Origin of the sequence: Rheinheimera mesophila (assembly GCF_000986865.1) — a bacterium.
GTDB lineage: Bacteria > Pseudomonadota > Gammaproteobacteria > Enterobacterales > Alteromonadaceae > Pararheinheimera > Pararheinheimera mesophila.
Map to the genome: position 1 here is coordinate 85,707 of NZ_LAVS01000010.1, position 18,743 is coordinate 104,449.

Below are 18,743 nucleotides of genomic sequence, written 5' to 3' on the forward strand. Positions count from 1 at the left end.
TATTTACTCCTCACAAATAGTACAGACATAACGCCGATAAATCAGCGGAATAAACTCTAGCAGCAGTGTTTTGTCCGGTAAATCACTTTGAGCTATCGCCTCATACAACATGGCTTGATCAAAGGATGCCAGATAGTCTTGCGCCAGCGGGCGGTAACTTAAATGCCAGGCTTCTTTTGCAACTCCGCCCAGATCGCGCTGATAAGGCCGGAAAAAGCCAAAGCTTGCGGCATGTGCAGTTAACCACTGATCCAATGCATAAAAAGGTCCGCCGCGCTGATATTCAGCATCCAGTAACTGCACCTGATAATCGGCGGCAACAGCGGCTTTGTCAAACACATCCAGATCCGTGCCCCAATGATGGCGGCTGGCACCGGGTAAAGCTGAATAGAGTAAAATGGCTTCAATTTTAGCAAAGCCATCTAACTGATGGATATCGATTGGCTGCTGAGCCTTGTTATACACCGGGCGTTGTCCGGTGTATTTGGCGGTCCAAATCCGCGCTTGCTGCGCAAAAGAGCGGTAGGATGATAGCAGAGCCAGTTCTATGCCCTCTGCTGCGGCCGCCTGCTGCATCGTTAGATATGCAGCTTTGACCTCTGGCAATAAACGATGTTTTTGCTCCAGTTCAACCAGAGCTGTTTCGTCAAAGCCTGTCAACAGTTTTGCCCGACTCATTTGGCAACCAGTTGCTGCAAAATATGTTGGTACATATCGGCTAAAGGCTCTAAATCCGCGACTGCGACACATTCATTGATTTTATGAATAGTGCCATTGCACGGACCCAGCTCCAGTACCTGAGCACCTGTTGGCGCAATAAAACGACCGTCTGAGGTCCCTCCTGTGGTCTCCAGTGACGGTGTATAACCTTTGACGTGCTGCACCGCTTGCACAGCAGCAGCCACCAGTTCGCCACTGTCGGTCAGAAAAGGTAAACCATTGAGGATCCAGTCGATGCTGTAGTGCAACTGATGTTTATCTAAAATAGCCAGCACCCTTTGTTGCAATTGTTCGGCTGTCACTTCAGTACTGTAACGGAAATTGAAGGTTAGCTGCACATCACCCGGCACCACGTTGGTGGCACCAGTACCGGCGTGAATGTTGGAGATCTGAAAGCTGGTGGCCGGGAAATAGGCATTGCCCTGATCCCAGACGGTTTGTGCTAGTTCGGCCAAAGCCGGAGCGGCTTTATGAATAGGGTTATCCACCAGATGCGGATAAGCCACATGGCCTTGAACACCTTTGACTGTCAGATAACCCGTTAAGGAGCCACGACGGCCGTTTTTAATTACATCTCCCAGGTTTTTTGTGCTGGAGGGTTCACCCACTAAACACCAGGTAATTTTTTCATTGCGGCTTTCCAGTACTTCAATCACACGTTTGGTGCCATTGATAAAAGGACCTTCTTCGTCGCTGGTAATCAAAAAGGCGATGTCGCCGGTTAACTCAGGATGGGTGGCTAAAAAACGTTCTGTGGCCACCACCATAGCAGCCAGACTGCCTTTCATATCGGCCGCACCGCGGCCATACAGCATGCCATCGCGAATGTCTGGTTCAAAGGGGGAGCTGGTCCATTGCTCCAGCGGGCCTGTCGGCACTACATCAGTGTGACCGGCAAAACAAAACAAAGGTTTACCCTGACCGCGACGTGCCCATAAATTAAGGGTGTCCTCAAAAAACATCGACTCAATAGTAAAACCCAAAGCCTCCAACCGCTTGGCCATCAATTGCTGACAACCTGCATCTTCAGGGGTGACCGACTGGCGGCGGATCAAGTCTTTAGTTAAATCCAGTACTGCTGTGCTCATGCGGAAAGTCCAAATAATGTTTGATACTGTTGTTCTGAAAAACCAAGATGATAGATGCCATTGTGCTCCAGCACAGGTCGTTTGATCAGTGCGGGTTGGGCTAGCATTAACTGGACCGCTTTTTCTGCGGTCATGTCCTGCTTGTCCGCATCCGACAACGCTCTGTAGGTTGTGCCTTTGGTATTGAGCAGTTGCTGCCAGCTAAGTTGCTGCATAAATTCCGCTAACAATGCTCTGCTGATGCCATCCTGACGGTAATCGATATATTGATGACGCAGTTGCTGCTGCTCCAGATATTTGCGGGCTTTTTTTACCGTGTCACAATTTTTAATGCCATAAATGCGGGTCATAACGCTATACATCCTGAGTAGTTACCAATTGGATCGCCAATACATCATCCTGCAAGGCCTGATGATAACCTGTGCGGCAATGAATACGCTGAATTTTAGGGTGGGGGACCACACGTAAAAACAGACCAAAACTCTGATCCGGCTGGCTAAGCAGCGCTTTATCATAATGCAGCAGAGGCTGTCCGGCCTGGACATGCGCCTGCTCACCGACCAGCCAGTGGAACCCTACACCAAGTTTATCCTGACAATACAGTGGAAAATCCAGCACCAGCTTCAATCCACTTGGATGCGCAAACAGCAGATGCTGGCCCGTCTGATTTTTCCGGCTGAATGCACCACTGAACGGGCTATATAAAGTTGTGCCTCTTAACTCGAGCCAGAGTCCGTCGCCTTGTAAACCGCAAGACATTAGTGCGTCACGGCTGGCGCTACTGTGATGACTATAGGCATCCACCGGACTTTTGATCCTCAGTTTGAGTTGCGGATCCAGACTGGTATGCCAGTGCAACAGACTAAAAGGGCTGAACATGGGCAACAACATTGAATTGGGCATAGCAGGATAGTAACGAAAAAAAAACTATTTGGCGAAGCTTTCCTGTGGTGGGGGATTCGCCGGGTGGTCAGGCTGATTAGCAAGGCGCGGAACTTACTCAGGCGCTGCTGGTCTACTAAAACATGATAATTTCACTGTTTGAACATAAAAATGCCATGAAGCGCTGATAAATCCTAGTCGTTTTTGACCGCAAAACGGTCGGGGCCTTGTGTTTTCTTTATTATGGTTGTCCACAGAATCTGTGGATAACTTTGTGTGTTGTTATGTTTAACTGGTTTAAGCTATTGAAAATAAATATAAAAAACAAATGGCACAAAATTTGTTTAGTTTGTTCGTTCACAATTAGTTACGCAAAGGCAGGAAACTCATAGTTTTCATCTTCAATCTGAACATTTCACTGTAAAACTTTTGAGTCTGCTTTGTTGAAATCAGGTGAATTATTCTCCTGCGTTTGTCTGGATTGAGGAATATTTTCTCCACCAGGCTATTTTTGCTTTAGTTTCTGTCAAAGCTGGACGATAGTTGAGGTAGGGGGTAGACTCCGAACCGACGACTTTGTAGTAAAACACCGATGATGAAGAGGAGTGCCTGCGATGTCAGCTATGTTTTCGACACTCAAAGCTGGGCTGCAGTACAGCCGTGACTGGCCTGTGGTACCTCAATTAAATGCAGTTTTCCCTGAAAATAAAGTGATCCGCATGACTGTCTTTGCGCAAAAGACCTTTCCTGTTGTTGCGGTCGTGGGCGCTCTGGTGCAATTTAACCAGCTTGGAGCAGAGCAGTTGCCACTTATCCTGACCATGATGCTCTTTATTTTATCTATGCCGTTCCAGGGCTGGTATTGGCTTGGCAAACGCGCGCAGACCGAATTACCACCTGGCTTGAGCAGTTGGTACAGCGAAATTAAACAAAAAATGCAGGCGCAGGGGCTACAAACTCAAACTCCGCAACACAAGCTGCGTTATGCAGACTTGGCTTTACTGCTTAAACAAGCCTTCGGACAACTGGATAAAACCTTTTTACGTGATTGGCTCTGACCAACGCCAGCCAATGGCGCTGCAGCGCATCCCCGCCTTGTGATCTGGCATCGCCATGTAACAAGGCGTGACGTGCTTACTGCAGTGTCTGAGAGTGGCTTTACGCACTAAGATTTGCCGGATAAATAAATCCGCTGATAAAAGGTGTAGACCCAATGCGGCTTGTAGATCACCAACAACGTCATGGCCATGCCATTGAGCAATGCTTCCGGTAGAGCCGCCAGCGGAATAAAGATCAGATAGCCCTGATACAACTGTTCAGAGCTGTACTGATCTGCATGGATCCAAGCCTGCATCAGCATGTAGACCACCAGACCTAAAGCGGCATTAAGAAAAACAGCCACAAATAAATACACAAATAAGTGTCGCTGCAGATAGTAGAAACATAACAGATACACTGCATAGTTCAGCGTAAGCACCAACCAGCCGCACACTAAAGTCCAGAGCAAATCAGCCGCAGGCGCGTTGCTCACCAGCCATTGCAAGGCGATGACCAGCACAAAAAGCAGGGCACTTAAGCGTAAACCAAACATCAGTACTAAACTGGTCAGCGCCAGAAAATGAATGGATAAATGCTCCAGCACTGCGGCATCCGTTTGCCACATCAGCGCAAGCACACAGATGCTTGCCCCGGCCACGGGCCAGGGCACAGCTTTTTGCTGCAATTCTTGCCAGAAGCCGGGGTTTAGCAGCAAAGCGCCGATCACCAGCAAACAAAATGCAGCCAGCATCGGCTTAGCTCAAATCAAAGCTCGACCAGACCGGAGCATGGTCAGAAGGGCGCTCTAAAGCCCGCAGCTCATAATCTACATCACTTTCAGTGCACAAGGCTGCCAGAGGCGCGGTCGCCATTACCACATCAATGCGCAGTCCTCTGTTATCTTCAAATCCTTTAGAGCGGTAATCAAACCAGCTATATTTTCCAGTTGCATTCGGATGCAAAGCTCGGAAGGTGTCAACTAAGCCCCAGCTTTTTAACCGGGCTAACATATCGCGTTCCTCCGGCAAAAATGAGCATTTGCCCTCTTTTAACCAGCGTTTGGCGTTGGCTTCCCCTATTCCTATATCTGCGTCTTCAGGGGAAATGTTGATATCGCCAATCACAGCCAGGTAGTCGTCAGGGCTGTGGTGATTGAGCAAATATTGTTGCAGATCAGCATAAAACTTTTGTTTAGCCGGAAACTTGGTTTCGTGGCTACGATTTTCGCCTTGTGGGAAATAGCCATTTAACAAGGTCAGAGTTTTACCATTTTCCAAGGCAAATGTACCAATCAGCATACGGCGCTGCGCATCAGGCGCATCGGTCGGAAAACCATACAACATGGATAAGGCTGGCTTTTTACTCAGAATAGCCACACCATAATGGCCCTTTTGGCCAAAGTAATACAGCTGATAACCATATTTTTGCATCTCCTCAAGCGGAAATTCATCATCATGGACCTTGATTTCCTGCAAACCGACAAAATCAGGCGAATGTTTTGTCAATAAAGCTTCGATTTGGTGAGGTCTGGCGCGTAAGCCGTTTATATTAAAAGAGATAATTTTCATGATGAGATTCTGATCCAACTAAAAGTATAAGCGTCTGGGCTGCATACTAGCATTTTGTCGGTCTTGGGGTGAACTGCTGCTTGCTCAGTCGGCCAACAAACTTTAAGCTATGATTTTGCCCCGATGAGTCTGATGTTGTGAGCTCTGAGTTACCCGCCTATCAGTTAAAGTTTTCTGCCAAAAGGCGCAGCATTCAACTAAAAATTCAAGCAGGGCAACTTTGGGTCAGTGCACCCACAGGCTGTGATCCGCAATTCATTCAGCAGTTGATCCTGCAGAAAAAAGACTGGATAGACAAACATCTTCAGCAGCAATCACAGGAACGAACAGATTGGATCGCACAGCGCAGGCTGCCGTTATTCGGTGATACGCTAGCGCTAAAGATAGTTGAGGATTCGGTCAACCAGTTTAGCCTGGATGGCGACTGTTTATGGCTGCAACTGTCCCATCGCAATAAAGCGCAAAGCCAGCAAAAGTGGCTGGAAAAGCTGGTGACAGAGTTTTATCTACAGCAGGCTCAGCTTTGGTTTGAGCAGCAAGTACACCAAGACCAGCAGCGTATGCAGCTTCAATGCCGCTCGGTACGGGTTTGTAATTTCAAAGCGAAGTGGGGGAGCTGTGATTCCTCCGGAGTACTGAGTTTTAACTGGCGCTTAGTCATGGCTCCACAGTGGGTGGCCCGTTATGTGGTTGTGCATGAACTGGCGCATCTGGTGCATATGGATCACAGTAAAGCGTTCTGGACGCTAGTTGAGCGATTTAACAGTGATGCAGCTAAAGCCAGACTCTGGTTAAAACAAAACCAACACTGGATGAGGTTGTAAATTCCAGCCTTGATGATTTGACTCAAGAGTAAAAAAGAAAGCCGGCCACAGAGCCGGCAAAGTTTACTTCTAGGGAGAATGGAAACATCAAGTTTCTGTTCAGACTGGTTGTGACTAAAAAGATTCCGTGCTTTGACGGTTTTTTTTCGCTGTTCACTTTGCTTTGCAGTTTGTCTTCGCCAAATGCTGGTTTACTCTTCCCAGCACTGAGTGTTTTCTGTTTTAATTCGCTGCGGCTCAGCTTCTGTTGGAGCCGGATCACAAGCAAATTGGCCAGTCAGAGCCGATATTTTCTTTTCAGGACAACAGCATGACAAACCCTCTGCGTATACAACAGCTGATGAAGCTGGTGGATTTAACCCGTTTACAGGATCAGGACGATGCTCTGGCTATGCAGCAATGGCTGGAGCAGGATTTAGCCGGTGCTGCTGTATTACCAGCCGCTATCTGTGTTTATCCGCAGTACTTAACTCAGGTCAAAGACTTTTTACAGAAACAAAATTACGCGATAAAACTGGCGACAGTGGTCAATTTTCCAACCGGGTCTTTACCGCTGGAACAGGTTCTGCAACAAATCAGCACCGCATTGGCAGCGGGTGCGGATGAAATTGACTGTGTGCTGCCTTATCAAACCTTATTGTCCGGGCAGGTCCAACAAGTACGGCATTTCCTGGCGGCGGTACGTCAGGCGACAGCGGGTGTTTGTCTGAAAATTATTATCGAATCCGGTGAATTGGTGACTTGTCAGCAAATCAGTAAAGCGACGGAGTTAGTGGTGGAGTCTGGGGCTGATTTTGTTAAATCTTCCACAGGTAAAGTCAAAGTCGGAGTGACAGAGGAAGCCGCTCGTATCATGTTGGCCGTTCTGGCTGCCTCAGACCGGGCGGTAGGCTTTAAAGCGTCTGGTGGCGTAAGAACGGTAGAGTTTGCGCTAAAGCTGGTCAATCTGTTTGAAGAAGTGACCGGTGAGGTGGCCACTGCTCAAGGCATGCGTTTGGGAGCCAGCGCTTTGCTGAATGATTTAACTCAGCAACTGGATTACTAAACTCTGCGCTACAGCCGTTAAGAGCTGTCTTAACGGCTGTAGCGTTTTTCTTCTTTTAGCTTATTAAACTGCTGCAATAATTCCTGATGCCGCACTTTATGATGCTCTGGTAGTGGCATGTTGTCGACTATCCGGAAGGTTTTCCGGCATTTTTCTACCAACTCCAACGGCTTTTTCCGCTTGGGGTCGGCCATCATCTGTATCGCTGTTTGTATGAAGTTCAGTGCGCTGCCTGTATTCATAGGCGCAACTTCCAGAGCCTGCTCAAAACGAAGCAACGCCTGTTCGTAGTTACTCTCTTTGTAGAGCTGAATACCTTGCTTGTTCAACTCATTAAAGCTGGCCTGACGGCTTAGGGAGCGGTGTTGCTGTTCACTGAATAGTTTTTCCAGTATGGGGTCTATGGCGCCGGATACAGTTTGCAGCTTTTGTGTCAGAGCTGATGCCTGTTCAAATTCACCTATTTGATTTAGTAACAGCACCGCGTCTGCCGCACAATGAGGTATAGGAGGAGTTTCATCCGGATTTTCCGGATCCGGTTCCGGCTCTATTTGTGCTGTTACCCGATCTGAGACTGTGGCAAAGGTCTTTTTCGCCAGATACTGCTGACCACTTAACGATTCCAGGCGAGCCTGACACAAAGTTTCAAACAAATCGAAGTCGAAATCGCGAATCACAGTGTCTTCCCGTTTGGCTCTGTGAATGGCCATTAAGGCTTCCTGCTGATACTTGTTGCGCTGATTGAGTTCTTCAGAGCGTGACGCTGCATCGATCACAGTGCGGATATAGTTCAACAAATGCACCACTTCCTGCCGAGCAGCGCGGCGGGTAATTTCGTAAATTTGTTTACTGGCCTGAACCAGGCTGGCCAGGTCGTCCATATCCCTGGCTATATCCATCAGCAGATTTTGTCGGCTGACGGAAAAAGGCGAGATGACGATCGCCTGAGAAATCACCTCCATCGCTTCCGCCATTAAACCTTGCGCCATCAGGTTACGGGCTTTGAGATCAAAGGCTTCAGCAAAATATCTGTTCGTATCTATCGCCTCGTTACACAACTCCAGGCTTTCTTCATAACGCTCTTGCTCAAAACACAAACGGGCCTGAAGCAATAAAGCCCAGTTGGTTCGACTGAATGACAAGGTCTCAGACAACAGAGCTTCAGCTTCATCGTACTGTTTTAATTTTAAATGGGTTTCTGCCTGAATGCGGCCACATAACGAATGATAACGGCTGCCTTGTTGCCGCTCTTGTTTACAGGCTTCGATCACCAGTTCAGGCTGATCGTCAAACATGGCCTGATAAATCGGCGCCAGTTGTTTTTTCCGGTTTTGAATCTTAACCAGACGGGTCCGTAATACGCTTTGCGAAAAAGGTTTAATGATGTAATCGTCAGGTTCAGCTTCAATGGCTCCCACTACCATAGGAACCTGATTTTCACCCGTCACTATCATATACACAGCAGCAGGATGCAGTAGCTTTTTCTCACGTAAATCTTCTAATAGCTGACGGCCATTTTTGCCTGAGCCCAGGTTGTAATCGACAAACAACACGTCGTAAGAGCCATGCATACACTTCCACAACGCCTGCTCACCTGTCATCACAAAGGCGATATTGGTGGCGCCCATCGAATACAGTATGCCTTTGAGCAATAACTGGAAGGGACGTTGGTCATCAACAATAAGAACTCGAAGATTTTCGAGAGTTTTGTACGACATGCAGCAAACCTATCGATGTAATTATCGCAAGTGTTGATAATATGTTGGATTTTAGCAAGAAAAATTTAGTGGGTTCATCTGGAACTGCAGCGCAGGGAGAAAATGGTGGAGGGGGAAGGATTCGAACCTTCGAAGGCAGTGCCGGCAGATTTACAGTCTGATCCCTTTGGCCACTCGGGAACCCCTCCACAAGTGTGGTGCGCATCTTATCAAAAAACATTTTGATGTAAAGGAAATTACTCAACTTTTTTGTCTGACTGCCGATAAAGCAAACAATAGGATGTTTTTGTGCAGATTTTATGCTGATCAATGAATGGCAAACCGGTAGTAGGTTAAATGAGGCGATACACCAGCACAGGCGCAGTGATTTTTCACTGTGGCTGGCATTTTTATCACCCGCAGTGGACGAGTTCGCCCAGTTTTATACACCAGATAGCCAAACTGCCCGATTTCAGCCTGATGTGTATCAGCAGTTGGGGATCCAGCCTGCGCGGCCTTTTGCATTTTTACCTGAAGACGAAGTGCAGTTAAAACAGCAGGCGACGGCTTTTCAACAAGGTGGAGCTGTGGCTTTGCATTTGCTGCAATCTTTGCAGGGTGCGCCTTTGGTGATGGAGGACAATAAATACAAGCTGCCTGATGAGGTCAAATCTGGTTTAAGTTTGCACACAAAGCGTCACCTGCAACAACAAAAACCAGAGATGATGCAAGCCGATCCGACGGCGTTGTATGAGATTTTAAATCAACTGCACGCCTGAGTTAGCCTGCCTGGTTATGCTGACATTTTTTAAATTTGACACCGCTGCCACAAGGACAGGCATCATTACGCGATAAGCGGACCACCGGATGTTCTGTTAATACGCCACTGCAATACATCCACTGGCCATGCTCCAGCGCAAAATCTGAAATTTCATCCAGCAGCTCCAGCTTATCTGCGACCAGATACGAGGCCACAAAATGAACCTGATGCGCTGATAGTCCGGCTGAATCCAGTATTTTCAGTCCGATAAATCGCACAGCTTTGGCAAAAGCGGCGATGTCCGCCAGGCTATGTTCAGCGCGTACTGCTGAATGATAAGTGCGCAGAATATAACTGTAGCACTGCAAGTTGTGTTCATGATGACAATAAGCACTGTAGCGTGATCGCATCAGTTGTTCCGGAGTCTGAGCAAAGGCTTGACCAGCGATCAGTGGGGCACAACAGGCTGTAAAAGGCGTACCTGAACCGCAATAACATGAAAAAGACAAGACAGTTGACACTGGAGTACTCACTTTACTGTGGATGGTTCAATAAGCTATCCCGCGTCAAAGCTTTATTCAACTCAGCCGATGTTGCTAAACGCCTAGTGTAAGCAAAATGCCGCTCAGGGCCAAGCCAGTTGTGCTGCCAGCGCAGCAAACAACCGACGTCAGAGCTGATTTAGTGACTCACTGCCATACGTGGTTTTGTCGCTTGGTTTTGTGTTTTGTTACTGCAGAACTGATAAAAACAGGTTTGATGCTGCTCAGCCAATTGCTGATAATGCTGTAATGAGCTTTCACTGAACTGGTCCTGCCACACCACTACAGCGCTGCAGGTGCTGCTGCTTAATGCGTCAGACAATACGGTATGGATATTGCTGATTTGTTTTTGTTGGATCACCAATACTTTGGACATGTCTACATCAAAGCCTGTGAAGGTGGATTTGTCCGGTAGTTGATTGGGTGCCAATAACAACACCCAGCCTGATTGTTGTTGGTGCTGCTGGATAATAAACAACAATTCAGGCAACGCAAGCTGGCCGGCAGTGACCTGTAACTTCTGATAAAACGCAGTTGCGCCAGCTTTGTGCGCGCCTGAGCTTTGGCCAGAGGCAGAGTAAGAGTGAACTGCATTAGTTAAATTCAACATGACGATGCTCCAATACTGTTTGTATTTACAGTGTATGGATATACAGTAGTTTTCTGTTGTTTAAAAAGCAAGCTCTTTTTTTAAAGTTTTTGGCTGTTTTTTACGCTGCCTTTCGCATTAGTTTGTTACTCATTGTTTTGTATGGTTATTTTTTCAAAACGTTCGGCAGCTAATTGCTGTGCCTGCTGCTGATCCAGCGGTGTTAAATGTTTAGACAGTACTGTACAGGCCTGTTGTGCTGCACTGTCATGCTGTAAGGCCGCCAGAATAAACCAACTATAGGCAAAGACGGCCGACTTCGGCACACCGGCGCCTTTTAAATAGCAGTGACCTAACTGCACCTGAGCAGGCACATGGCCCTGATAAGCGGCGCGGCAGAGTAAAGTGGCGCTTTGATGCAGCTGTTGGCGGGCGGAATAGTCCTGCGCCTGCTGATACAAGGCTTCGGGGGTTGTGACTGATAGGACGTCTTTGTACTCTGCAACAGCCTTCTGTTGGGGTAAGTATGAGAATAGACCACCCGGCGATTGCAACATCAACTGCAATAGCTGTTGATGCTGTTTTAATCTGGCATCCACTTCGGCCAGCGTTAAATCATCCATACCGGTAAATTCCGGCGTTGTAAGCTGTGATGTCGTCATAAATACCTAATCCGATCCTAAAAAAGCGCGCTATTAGACCCAAGCCGCAGGAGCGGGTCAAGCGCATCGCTGTCTTTGTGCTGTTCTGCGTCAGATTTCTGACCATAACGCGGCACAAGTTCGCTGTTTCGCTCTGGTCTTGCGAAAACTGCGCCAGATTGTCTCGGTGATGTGGTCGCTGACGGATATCGTCATACGACTGTCACACAGCCTTTTTACACTTCGCATATTCAGGTTGTATGAGCGCGGCACCATGTGGACAGATGAAAGTTACAGGCAAGAACTGGTGAATATTTTACAGCAGCGTAAGTTACAGCCGCTGTTTCAGCCTGTACTGGATTTCAATACTGGCTCTGTCCAGGGATATGAAGCCTTGATCCGTGGGCCGTCTGACAGCCCGCTGCATTCTCCGTTGGTGTTATTTAAAGTCGCGCATCAATGCCAGTTATTACCGCAACTGGAAATGTTATGCCGCGAACTGAGTATCGCGGCTTTCGCTGCTGCTGGTGTGCAGGGCGATTTGTATCTTAACGTCAATCCATTGCTGCTGTTGTCTGATGATCATCCGTCGGGCTTGACACTGGCCTTGTTAAAAAAGTACCAGCTCAATCCAAGCCGGGTGGTGATTGAGCTGTCCGAGCAATATCAGGTAGATGATTCCACAGTATTAATTAACGCTGTGCATCATTACCGCGAACTGGGTTTCAGGATTGCCATTGATGATTTAGGCAGTGGTTTTTCCGGTTTAAAGCTCTGGTCTGAACTCAAACCTGATTTAATTAAAATTGACCGGTACTTTATCAGCCAGGTGCATGCCGATCCGACCAAAAAAGAATTTGTCCGCAGTATTATTGCGCTGGCGAAAAGTACCGGCTCGGCGGTGGTGGCTGAAGGCATTGAAACCCGGGAAGAGTTGCTGCTTTGTCAGGAACTTGGCGCGGATTATGGTCAGGGTTATTTATTGGGACGGCCTAATGCGGTGATGAGTGCAGTGGCCACGGGTAGTTATCAGCTCAATCCAAATCAGGGCAGCACGCCACCAAACTCCACCGAGCAGGTTGGGGCTTTATTATTGTCCGTGCCCGCAGTAGCCAGTATGACTACTGTCGCTCAGTTGTTTGATCTGTTCAGTAAACACCCGCAGTGGTCAAGCCTTGCCATAGTCGAAGACGATCAGCCGGTTGGCATAGTGCAAAAGTCGGTATTGTTTGAGCTGTTTTCCAGTCCTTATGGTCGGGCTTTGTACGAAAAGAAAACGGTTAAGGCTCTGATGGACCAGGATGTGGTGATAGTAGACGAACACTGTAGTCTGGATCAGTTGAGTCAACAGGTGACGGATCAGGACGACGAGGGCAGTTGGTATTTTATCGTGACCCGTCAGCAGAAGTACTTGGGCTTAGGTTCTGTCCGGGCCTTACTGAAACGGATCACCGAGAGCAAATTACAAAACGCGCGTTACGCGAATCCTTTAACCTTATTGCCCGGCAACGTGCCAATTTACCGGGAAATAGATGGGTTATTACAACGACGCAAAAGCTTTCATATCGCTTATTTTGATTTAAACGATTTTAAACCTTACAACGACACCTACGGCTACAGCAAAGGCGATTTAGTCATTCAACTGGTGGCTGAATTACTGACCAGCATAGCAGGAGCCGATGGCCATTTTGTTGGGCATGTTGGCGGTGACGATTTTGTGGTGATCTTTACCAGTGACAACTGGCAGCAGTTATGTCAGCAGGTATTAAATGAGTTCGCCGAGCGGGTACTGTTTTATTACGAGACGGCTCATGTTCAGGCTGGCGGCATCCGTAGTCAGAACCGCAGTGGCGAGCAGGTGTTTTACCCTTTACTCAGTCTGGCGGTTGGGGTAGTGTCACCGGACCCGAGGTTGTGTAGCTGTCATCATGATGTAGCGGCTTTGGCCAGTGATGCCAAAACACAGGCAAAAAAACCGCAGGGCAACTTTTTGTTTATCTCGCGCCGGCGTGGTCCGGGTCAACACCTTGTTATCAATGAGATGACTGGCTAGACCAATTTACCCCGTCCGCTGAGGTACACTGCAGCACTTTGATAGTCGTCAGGATGGGGATCGATGTTTTTACAGCAGTTTATTAGTGAACAGAACCAGCAAGTCAGTTTTAGCCGTCAGCAGGCCTGCCGTTTTGCCAAGGAAGTTGCCACAGACTTTAATCCTATCCACGACGCCGACAGTAAAAGGTTCTGTGTGCCCGGTGATTTGCTGTTTGCGCATATGGTCAGCAAACACGGTTTAGCACAGAAGTTACATTGCAGCTTTGCCGGTATGGTCAGCTCCGATGTACTGCTGCATTCAGAACAGCACGGCGATGAATGGCGTTTGTGTGATCAGCAGAACAAACATTATCTGATTTTGCGCCAACAGGGCGAAATCCATCATGACCTGGCCTATATCGAGTCGTTAGTGAAGGATTATGTGCGTTTCTCTGGTCAAAACTTCCCGCATATTTTACAGCCGTTGATGAAACAGCATCAGGTGATGATTAACGCACAGCGTCCGCTGGTGATTTACGAGAGTATGACATTGGAGTTTGATCGTTTCTCCACGACATCACCTGAACTGCGGTTAGCCCACAATGATTTAACTGTCGAGGGCAAACGTGGCCTAGCGCGTTTGGGTTTTGAGCTGGTCGAACATGGCGAAGTGATAGGCCGCGGTGAAAAACGGATGATCTTAAGCAACCTGCAGCCTTATGAAGAGTCTGTGATGCAGCAAATGGTCGACTTTTACAACGAGCGTAAAACTCAGTTTCAGTACGCCGTATAACTAAGGTGAACTGCTGCTTGGATTGCAGCAGCGCTTCTGCTAAGGTGCCGCCAAATAGTCATTTTTGTTGAGGTTGCCCATGTATTACATGATTTGTTCAGAAGATGTGCCAAACAGCCTGCCACTGCGTAAGCAAGTACGTGAACAGCATTTAGCCCGTTTACAGCAATTAAAAGCTCAGGATCGTTTATTAATTGCAGGCCCGTTGCCGGCAGTGGATCTGGAAGACCCGGCCGAAGCTGGTTTTACCGGATCATTGGTGGTCGCGCAGTTTGATTCGCTAGAGCAGGCACAAGCCTGGGCTGCTGCTGACCCTTATATAGCGGCTGGAGTGTATGCCAATTCGGTGGTCAAGCCATTTAAAAAGGTATTGCCATAGCCGTATTGAACCCAGGCCATAGACGTCAACATCTCTGGCCTGTGCAGGGATGTTTTATTGTGAGTCAGCGCTTTGGGAAGCGTGAGGCAGGGACCGGCAAACTGAACTGAAACTCTGCCAGTTGATAGCGTTGAACTATGCTGCTGAGCTCACCAGTGTCATATAAACGTTGCCAGGCGTTGGCCAGTTGCTCTAAACGCTCCGGGCTGAGCGTGTGGCGGTTAAAACCAAAATAAACAGGGCTTTGATACACCTCAAATAAAGCGTCTAAACCTGTGGTAGACGAGCCGGCTTGTTTTTTCCAATAGTGATAAGCCACTATATCTTCCAGTACGCCATGCACCCGGCCATTAAGCAGTAGCGCCTGTTTATCTTCATTACCGCGGATAAAGACAAAACCTGTGCGGTTTTTCGCGTCATTTAAAATGCTATCCAGTTCATCGCCATAATATGCGCCATTCAGTAAGGCAATAATGCCGGAGGTGCCGCTGTGTTTGAGTTGGGTCAGACTGGTTAAGCCCGGGAATGCCTCAGTTTTTCCTACCAGATAAATTACTTCCTGCTGATGAGGGCCGATAAAAGCAAACTGTTGACTGCGCTCCGTGTTGTAACTTAAGTGGCTGAGCACATCCAGCTCGCCTTGTTCGATCAGCTTTAACGAGCGTAACCAGGGGCTGTGGATAAATTCCACACTACAACCTACCTCTTTTGCCAGACGGTTTAGCAACTCTACATTCAAGCCACCCCAGCTATCCTGCTGCTGAATAATATAAGGCGCAAAGCTGGTTTCAATGCCCATCCGCAAAGTGCAGCCCTCAGAGCGCATACTCAGTAACAAAGCAAAGACGGCAGTTAACACAAGCTTCATAGCATAGGTCCGAAGTCAGCGCAGGCTTATTCAACTATATATGGCATAGCGACAGCTTGCCTGACAAATCATCCGGATTGCGGCAGCATTTTGCACTATCAGAGCACAGCCTACTGTGTTGTTGTAAAAGAAGGAACTCTGTTCTAGGCTTGGCTAGCATCGCGAGCAGGTGACCAAAGGCACTGACGGGAGCCGTCTGGTCTGAGTGTTCGCTGTTTTACCGCAAAGGAGATGTTGATGAACAGAAACAAAGAATGCAATCTGCGAAGGATGATTCTGTTGGCCTTGGTTGTGCTGGTGATCTCAGGCTGTACGGTAAAACTTATCGCCTCTTATGATGAAACCACGGATCACAATGTGACAGCCTTACAGCGCAAAGTGGAGACATTTTTAACTGAGCTGGAAACAAAAGAGGGGCTGCCAGAGTGCAGTTACCGCAATAATTCTGCGTTTTACACCGAAGCTAAGGTGGATTTGAGTGCCATTAAAGTTCGGGTCGATGCGATTCCTGGCAATGACATAACAGCAGAACAAATAGCATTACTGGGCAGCAGCTTGAATGATCTGGCCGCTTTGCATCAGTTAAAAGATAAAAACACAAAAACCGCGGGGATGCTGCAGTGTCTGAGCTCTGATGAGATCAAAGTGCTGCGCTTTGCATTCAATGCCAGTTTTACCGCCATATTAAAGCTGGAACTGGCGAAAAAACGTGGTGATGCCAATTAACTGAACAGGAACGCAGCGGATGAGTATGAATGTCAAAGAATTAGCGGAAAGCATGCTGAGCGCTATGCAAGGCGTGCTGTCGGAAAAATGGCCTGAAATTAAAGACTATGCTGAGGCCGAAGCGAAAAAATTAGCGCAGTCGCTGGTAATGATCGAAGCGCTAAACGCAGCAAATAAAATTGATGCCGAAGAGGCCGCGTTGCATTTGTCTATTCAAAAAAATGCCAGCCAGATGGTGCTGCTGACCATAAAGGGATTGGGCGTGTTAGCCGCTGAACAGAGCCTCAATGCCGCGCTGGAGGTCGTCAAAGAGACGGTGAATACGGCGTTGGGCTTTACTTTGATTTAAAGCCCACCCGGATTTTGTTGCAGTAGCACACCAGCACTGTGGCGCTGTACCGTTGCCGCTTCATTGGACAGCGTCTGCTTAACGCCTCATCGCCGCTAAATTCCCAAAAAACTTGATAGGCGTATGCAAGTCACTGTGGCAAAATCAGTTTTATTGCTGTCACAGCAAACGAGTCAACACAAACGGAGTATTGTCGCATTGCCACTTGAGCCTGGTTTTTTAGTGATCCATTCCAATCAGCTAGAGCAGTTGCGTGCGCTTTTGGTGCAGTTTTGTCAGCGCTATCCACTCTCTGCCTTAGAGCTTGAACAGGTGCTGGTACAAAGTAATGGTATAGCGCAGTGGCTGAAGCTGGCTTTTGCCGCCTCACCCGATGCAGCCGACCCCTATGAGCGAGGTTTGGGCATAGCGGCCGCTATGCAGGTGCAGTTGCCGGGCCGTTTTATCTGGAGCATGTATCAGTTGGCGCTGCCAGAGCAGCAACTGCCAGATTTATCGGTGTTTAGTAAAGACAGTTTACGCTGGCGTATTTTCCGTTTATTGCCTGCTTTAGTGGCGCAAGATGAATTTGAGCTGCTGCGCCGTTTTATCAGTGACGATCAAGATCAGCAAAAACGCGCACAGCTTGCGCTGAAACTGGCGGATTTATTTGACCAGTATCAGGTGTACCGCGCCGACTGGCTGGCCGATTGGGCCAAGGGGTTGTATCGCCTGGCGCAAATGGATGGCGACGCCAAAGCCATGCCGGATGATCAGCTATGGCAGGCCAAACTTTGGCAGGCAATTTTGGCCGAGTTACCTAAAGAGCAGCAGCAACAAAGCCGGTTTTCCTTGCATCAGACTTTTTTACGTGAGGTAAAAAGCTGGAAAAAAGCACCGAAAAATTTACCACGTCGGGTGATTATTTTTGGGATCTCGTCCTTGCCACAACAGATGTTGGAAGTGTTGTCGGCCTTAGCGCCTTATTGCCAGATTTTATTGGCGGTGCTGAACCCTTGTCAGTTGTATTGGGCTGATATTATTGCCGAAAAAGACAAAGTCAAAGCAGCACAAAAACGCCAGCCACAAAAGGCCGGTTTTTTACCTTTGGCCAGTGCCGAGCAGTTATCCGGTCAGGCCCAGCCTTTGCTGGCGGCCTGGGGCAAACAGGGGCGGGATTATATTCGCCTCTTGGATCAGTTTGACGAAACGGCCGCCCATAAAGAGCTGTTTGCCCATCAAAAAGTTGATTTATTTCAATCGCCTGACACCAGCCATTTATTAGGTCAGTTGCAGGACGATATTTTGCAGCTACGCTCCATCAGCGAAACCCAAAGCCAGTGGCCGGCTTTAACCCCTGAAGCGGCGCGCAGTATTAGCTTTCAAAAAGCCCATAGCCCACTTCGCGAAGTGGAAATTCTGCATGATCACCTGCTTCAGCTTTTTGCAGAGAACCCAGAGCTGGGCGCCAAAGATGTGATGGTGATGGTGCCGGACATCAACAGCTATGCGCCTTTAATTGAAGCTGTGTTTGGCAAAGTAGCACCGGGTGATTTGCGCTCTATCCCTTACAGTATTTCCGATCAACACAGCAAAAAACAGCAGCCTTTGTTGCAGGCGCTGGAGGTGTTGTTGAGTCCGGAGCAACAACGTTTAAACGCCAGTACTGTGTTCGATATGCTGGATATCAGTGCCTTACAGCAGCGTTTTGGCTTAAAAGCCGCGGCCTTACCCAAAATTAAGCAGTGGATTGAGGGGGCTGGTATTCGCTGGGGGCTGGATCAGCAGCATCGTCAGCAGTTGGGGTTGCGGCATAGTTTTGAGCAAAACAGTTGGCTTTTTGGTATCCGCCGTATGCTACTGGGGTATGTGGCAGGGGATACAGCGCCGTGGCAAGGTATAGCGCCTTATGCCGATGTAGCTGGTTTAGAGGCGGCCGAACTTGGTCCTGTGCTGGTACTGCTGCAAAAAATCGACGAGCTGTGGCAGCAATTGCCAGTAAAACGCAGTCCAACCGCCTGGTATCAGCTTTTTACTCAGTTGCTGCAGGACTTTTTTGCGCCGGATGAGCTGGAAAGCCAGCAACTGGTGCAGCAATTACAGCAGCAACTGCAAAGCTGGCTTGACAACACCACAGGCGCTGACCTTCACGAAGAATTGAGTGTACAGATTGCCCGCCAGGCCTTGTTAGAACCAGTGCAGGCCGGTGGTTTACAACAAC

Annotated in this window: 21 protein-coding genes and 1 tRNA gene; 10 read left to right on the forward strand and 12 right to left on the reverse strand. The window is 48.2% G+C overall.

Going from position 1 to position 18,743, the window contains the following annotated elements; translation table 11 throughout:
- Nucleotides 1-3 precede the first annotated feature (3 nt).
- From SD53_RS06130 to SD53_RS17960, 4 genes are read right to left on the reverse strand one after another with little or no spacing between them, the layout of a single operon-like run.
- Nucleotides 4-678, reverse strand: coding sequence for a M15 family metallopeptidase (locus SD53_RS06130; RefSeq protein WP_046519341.1), 675 nt, complete (start codon nucleotides 676-678; stop codon nucleotides 4-6).
- A complete protein-coding gene (gene dapE, locus SD53_RS06135) occupies nucleotides 675-1,808 on the reverse strand; it encodes a succinyl-diaminopimelate desuccinylase (RefSeq protein WP_046519342.1) in 1,134 nt (377 codons plus the stop codon). Before dapE ends, SD53_RS06130 begins: the two co-directional genes overlap by 4 nt.
- Nucleotides 1,805-2,158 carry an ArsC family reductase gene (locus SD53_RS06140; RefSeq protein ID WP_046519343.1) on the reverse strand — a complete coding sequence of 118 codons (354 nt, stop codon included), beginning with the start codon at nucleotides 2,156-2,158 and terminating at the stop codon, nucleotides 1,805-1,807. The genes dapE and SD53_RS06140 overlap by 4 nt, the downstream gene beginning before the upstream one ends.
- A 4-nt stretch (nucleotides 2,159-2,162) precedes the next feature.
- Nucleotides 2,163-2,687, reverse strand: coding sequence for a PTS glucose transporter subunit IIA (locus SD53_RS17960; RefSeq protein WP_157850009.1), 525 nt, complete (start codon nucleotides 2,685-2,687; stop codon nucleotides 2,163-2,165).
- 617 nt (nucleotides 2,688-3,304) lie between these two features.
- Between SD53_RS17960 and yfbV the strand changes: the two genes are divergently transcribed.
- Complete coding sequence (gene yfbV / locus SD53_RS06150) at nucleotides 3,305-3,748, forward strand: terminus macrodomain insulation protein YfbV (RefSeq protein ID WP_046519344.1); 444 nt, start codon at nucleotides 3,305-3,307, stop codon at nucleotides 3,746-3,748.
- A 107-nt stretch (nucleotides 3,749-3,855) separates the two neighbouring features.
- Here yfbV and SD53_RS06155 read toward each other — a convergent pair whose 3' ends face one another.
- Nucleotides 3,856-4,479: a hypothetical protein gene (locus tag SD53_RS06155; protein ID WP_052749277.1), complete on the reverse strand. Its 624-nt coding sequence runs from the start codon at nucleotides 4,477-4,479 to the stop codon at nucleotides 3,856-3,858.
- 4 nt (nucleotides 4,480-4,483) lie between these two features.
- The gene (xthA, locus tag SD53_RS06160; protein WP_046519345.1) at nucleotides 4,484-5,296 is read right to left on the reverse strand and encodes an exodeoxyribonuclease III; all 813 of its coding nucleotides are present in this window, start codon (nucleotides 5,294-5,296) and stop codon (nucleotides 4,484-4,486) included.
- 137 nt (nucleotides 5,297-5,433) lie between these two features.
- On the opposite strand from xthA, the gene SD53_RS17965 reads away from it, so the two are divergent.
- Both SD53_RS17965 and deoC read left to right on the forward strand, forming a co-directional pair.
- On the forward strand, nucleotides 5,434-6,120 hold the full coding sequence (locus tag SD53_RS17965; RefSeq protein ID WP_052749278.1) for a M48 family metallopeptidase: 687 nt from the start codon (nucleotides 5,434-5,436) through the stop codon (nucleotides 6,118-6,120).
- Nucleotides 6,121-6,430: 310 nt separating this feature from the next.
- Nucleotides 6,431-7,165 (forward strand): deoxyribose-phosphate aldolase, encoded by a 735-nt coding sequence (deoC, locus tag SD53_RS06175; RefSeq protein ID WP_046519347.1) that lies wholly within the window; start codon nucleotides 6,431-6,433, stop codon nucleotides 7,163-7,165.
- A gap of 29 nt (nucleotides 7,166-7,194) precedes the next feature.
- Here the strand turns inward: deoC and SD53_RS06180 are convergent, their stop codons facing one another.
- Together SD53_RS06180 and SD53_RS06185 are read right to left on the reverse strand one after the other, a co-directional pair.
- Nucleotides 7,195-8,883: a tetratricopeptide repeat-containing response regulator gene (locus SD53_RS06180; RefSeq protein WP_046519348.1), complete on the reverse strand. Its 1,689-nt coding sequence runs from the start codon at nucleotides 8,881-8,883 to the stop codon at nucleotides 7,195-7,197.
- Nucleotides 8,884-8,986: 103 nt separating this feature from the next.
- Nucleotides 8,987-9,071 (reverse strand) — tRNA-Tyr (locus SD53_RS06185).
- A gap of 111 nt (nucleotides 9,072-9,182) precedes the next feature.
- On the opposite strand from SD53_RS06185, the gene SD53_RS06190 reads away from it, so the two are divergent.
- Nucleotides 9,183-9,641, forward strand: coding sequence for a VC2046/SO_2500 family protein (locus tag SD53_RS06190; protein WP_046519349.1), 459 nt, complete (start codon nucleotides 9,183-9,185; stop codon nucleotides 9,639-9,641).
- A gap of 1 nt (nucleotide 9,642) precedes the next feature.
- On the opposite strand, the gene SD53_RS06195 is transcribed toward SD53_RS06190, so the two are convergent.
- The 3 genes from SD53_RS06195 to SD53_RS06205 all read right to left on the reverse strand — a co-directional run bounded on the left by SD53_RS06195 (nucleotide 9,643) and on the right by SD53_RS06205 (nucleotide 11,415).
- The gene (locus SD53_RS06195; RefSeq protein WP_366246844.1) at nucleotides 9,643-10,155 is read right to left on the reverse strand and encodes a YchJ family protein; all 513 of its coding nucleotides are present in this window, start codon (nucleotides 10,153-10,155) and stop codon (nucleotides 9,643-9,645) included.
- Nucleotides 10,156-10,303: 148 nt separating this feature from the next.
- Nucleotides 10,304-10,774: a cell division inhibitor SulA gene (locus SD53_RS06200; protein ID WP_046519350.1), complete on the reverse strand. Its 471-nt coding sequence runs from the start codon at nucleotides 10,772-10,774 to the stop codon at nucleotides 10,304-10,306.
- A gap of 125 nt (nucleotides 10,775-10,899) precedes the next feature.
- Entirely contained in the window at nucleotides 10,900-11,415 is a 516-nt protein-coding gene (locus tag SD53_RS06205; protein WP_125060818.1) for a tetratricopeptide repeat protein, read from the reverse strand.
- Nucleotides 11,416-11,668: 253 nt separating this feature from the next.
- Here SD53_RS06205 and SD53_RS06210 point away from each other — a divergent pair, with 253 nt between their 5' ends.
- The 3 genes from SD53_RS06210 to SD53_RS06220 all read left to right on the forward strand — a co-directional run bounded on the left by SD53_RS06210 (nucleotide 11,669) and on the right by SD53_RS06220 (nucleotide 14,600).
- A complete protein-coding gene (locus SD53_RS06210) occupies nucleotides 11,669-13,447 on the forward strand; it encodes a GGDEF domain-containing protein (RefSeq protein ID WP_046519352.1) in 1,779 nt (592 codons plus the stop codon).
- 63 nt (nucleotides 13,448-13,510) lie between these two features.
- A complete protein-coding gene (locus SD53_RS06215) occupies nucleotides 13,511-14,221 on the forward strand; it encodes a DUF3581 family protein (protein ID WP_046519353.1) in 711 nt (236 codons plus the stop codon).
- Nucleotides 14,222-14,300: 79 nt separating this feature from the next.
- On the forward strand, nucleotides 14,301-14,600 hold the full coding sequence (locus SD53_RS06220) for a YciI family protein (protein ID WP_046519354.1): 300 nt from the start codon (nucleotides 14,301-14,303) through the stop codon (nucleotides 14,598-14,600).
- Between the two features lie 64 nt (nucleotides 14,601-14,664).
- Here SD53_RS06220 and SD53_RS06225 read toward each other — a convergent pair whose 3' ends face one another.
- Complete coding sequence (locus SD53_RS06225; protein WP_046519355.1) at nucleotides 14,665-15,468, reverse strand: substrate-binding periplasmic protein; 804 nt, start codon at nucleotides 15,466-15,468, stop codon at nucleotides 14,665-14,667.
- A gap of 237 nt (nucleotides 15,469-15,705) precedes the next feature.
- On the opposite strand from SD53_RS06225, the gene SD53_RS06230 reads away from it, so the two are divergent.
- The 3 genes from SD53_RS06230 to recC all read left to right on the forward strand — a co-directional run.
- Nucleotides 15,706-16,194: a hypothetical protein gene (locus tag SD53_RS06230; RefSeq protein ID WP_046519356.1), complete on the forward strand. Its 489-nt coding sequence runs from the start codon at nucleotides 15,706-15,708 to the stop codon at nucleotides 16,192-16,194.
- 19 nt (nucleotides 16,195-16,213) lie between these two features.
- Nucleotides 16,214-16,543: a hypothetical protein gene (locus SD53_RS06235; RefSeq protein ID WP_046519357.1), complete on the forward strand. Its 330-nt coding sequence runs from the start codon at nucleotides 16,214-16,216 to the stop codon at nucleotides 16,541-16,543.
- A 135-nt stretch (nucleotides 16,544-16,678) separates the two neighbouring features.
- Nucleotides 16,679-18,743: exodeoxyribonuclease V subunit gamma (recC, locus tag SD53_RS06240; protein ID WP_162198666.1), on the forward strand; the 2,065-nt coding region annotated here is incomplete at its 3' end.

Excerpts from the sequence above, each read along its gene's own strand:
- SD53_RS06220 (WP_046519354.1), top strand. The coding sequence starts at position 14,301 with ATGTATTACATGATTTGTTCAGAAGATGTGCCAAACAGCCTGCCACTG.
- SD53_RS06230 (WP_046519356.1), top strand. The coding sequence starts at position 15,706 with ATGAACAGAAACAAAGAATGCAATCTGCGAAGGATGATTCTGTTGGCC.
- dapE (WP_046519342.1), bottom strand. The coding sequence starts at position 1,808 with ATGAGCACAGCAGTACTGGATTTAACTAAAGACTTGATCCGCCGCCAG.
- SD53_RS06190 (WP_046519349.1), top strand. The coding sequence starts at position 9,183 with ATGCTGATCAATGAATGGCAAACCGGTAGTAGGTTAAATGAGGCGATA.
- yfbV (WP_046519344.1), top strand. The coding sequence starts at position 3,305 with ATGTCAGCTATGTTTTCGACACTCAAAGCTGGGCTGCAGTACAGCCGT.
- deoC (WP_046519347.1), top strand. The coding sequence starts at position 6,431 with ATGACAAACCCTCTGCGTATACAACAGCTGATGAAGCTGGTGGATTTA.
- SD53_RS06130 (WP_046519341.1), bottom strand. The coding sequence starts at position 678 with ATGAGTCGGGCAAAACTGTTGACAGGCTTTGACGAAACAGCTCTGGTT.
- SD53_RS17960 (WP_157850009.1), bottom strand. The coding sequence starts at position 2,687 with ATGTTCAGCCCTTTTAGTCTGTTGCACTGGCATACCAGTCTGGATCCG.
- SD53_RS06140 (WP_046519343.1), bottom strand. The coding sequence starts at position 2,158 with ATGACCCGCATTTATGGCATTAAAAATTGTGACACGGTAAAAAAAGCC.
- SD53_RS06200 (WP_046519350.1), bottom strand. The coding sequence starts at position 10,774 with ATGTTGAATTTAACTAATGCAGTTCACTCTTACTCTGCCTCTGGCCAA.
- SD53_RS06235 (WP_046519357.1), top strand. The coding sequence starts at position 16,214 with ATGAGTATGAATGTCAAAGAATTAGCGGAAAGCATGCTGAGCGCTATG.
- xthA (WP_046519345.1), bottom strand. The coding sequence starts at position 5,296 with ATGAAAATTATCTCTTTTAATATAAACGGCTTACGCGCCAGACCTCAC.
- SD53_RS06210 (WP_046519352.1), top strand. The coding sequence starts at position 11,669 with ATGTGGACAGATGAAAGTTACAGGCAAGAACTGGTGAATATTTTACAG.
- SD53_RS06225 (WP_046519355.1), bottom strand. The coding sequence starts at position 15,468 with ATGAAGCTTGTGTTAACTGCCGTCTTTGCTTTGTTACTGAGTATGCGC.
- SD53_RS06215 (WP_046519353.1), top strand. The coding sequence starts at position 13,511 with ATGTTTTTACAGCAGTTTATTAGTGAACAGAACCAGCAAGTCAGTTTT.
- SD53_RS06155 (WP_052749277.1), bottom strand. The coding sequence starts at position 4,479 with ATGCTGGCTGCATTTTGTTTGCTGGTGATCGGCGCTTTGCTGCTAAAC.
- SD53_RS06180 (WP_046519348.1), bottom strand. The coding sequence starts at position 8,883 with ATGTCGTACAAAACTCTCGAAAATCTTCGAGTTCTTATTGTTGATGAC.
- SD53_RS06205 (WP_125060818.1), bottom strand. The coding sequence starts at position 11,415 with ATGACGACATCACAGCTTACAACGCCGGAATTTACCGGTATGGATGAT.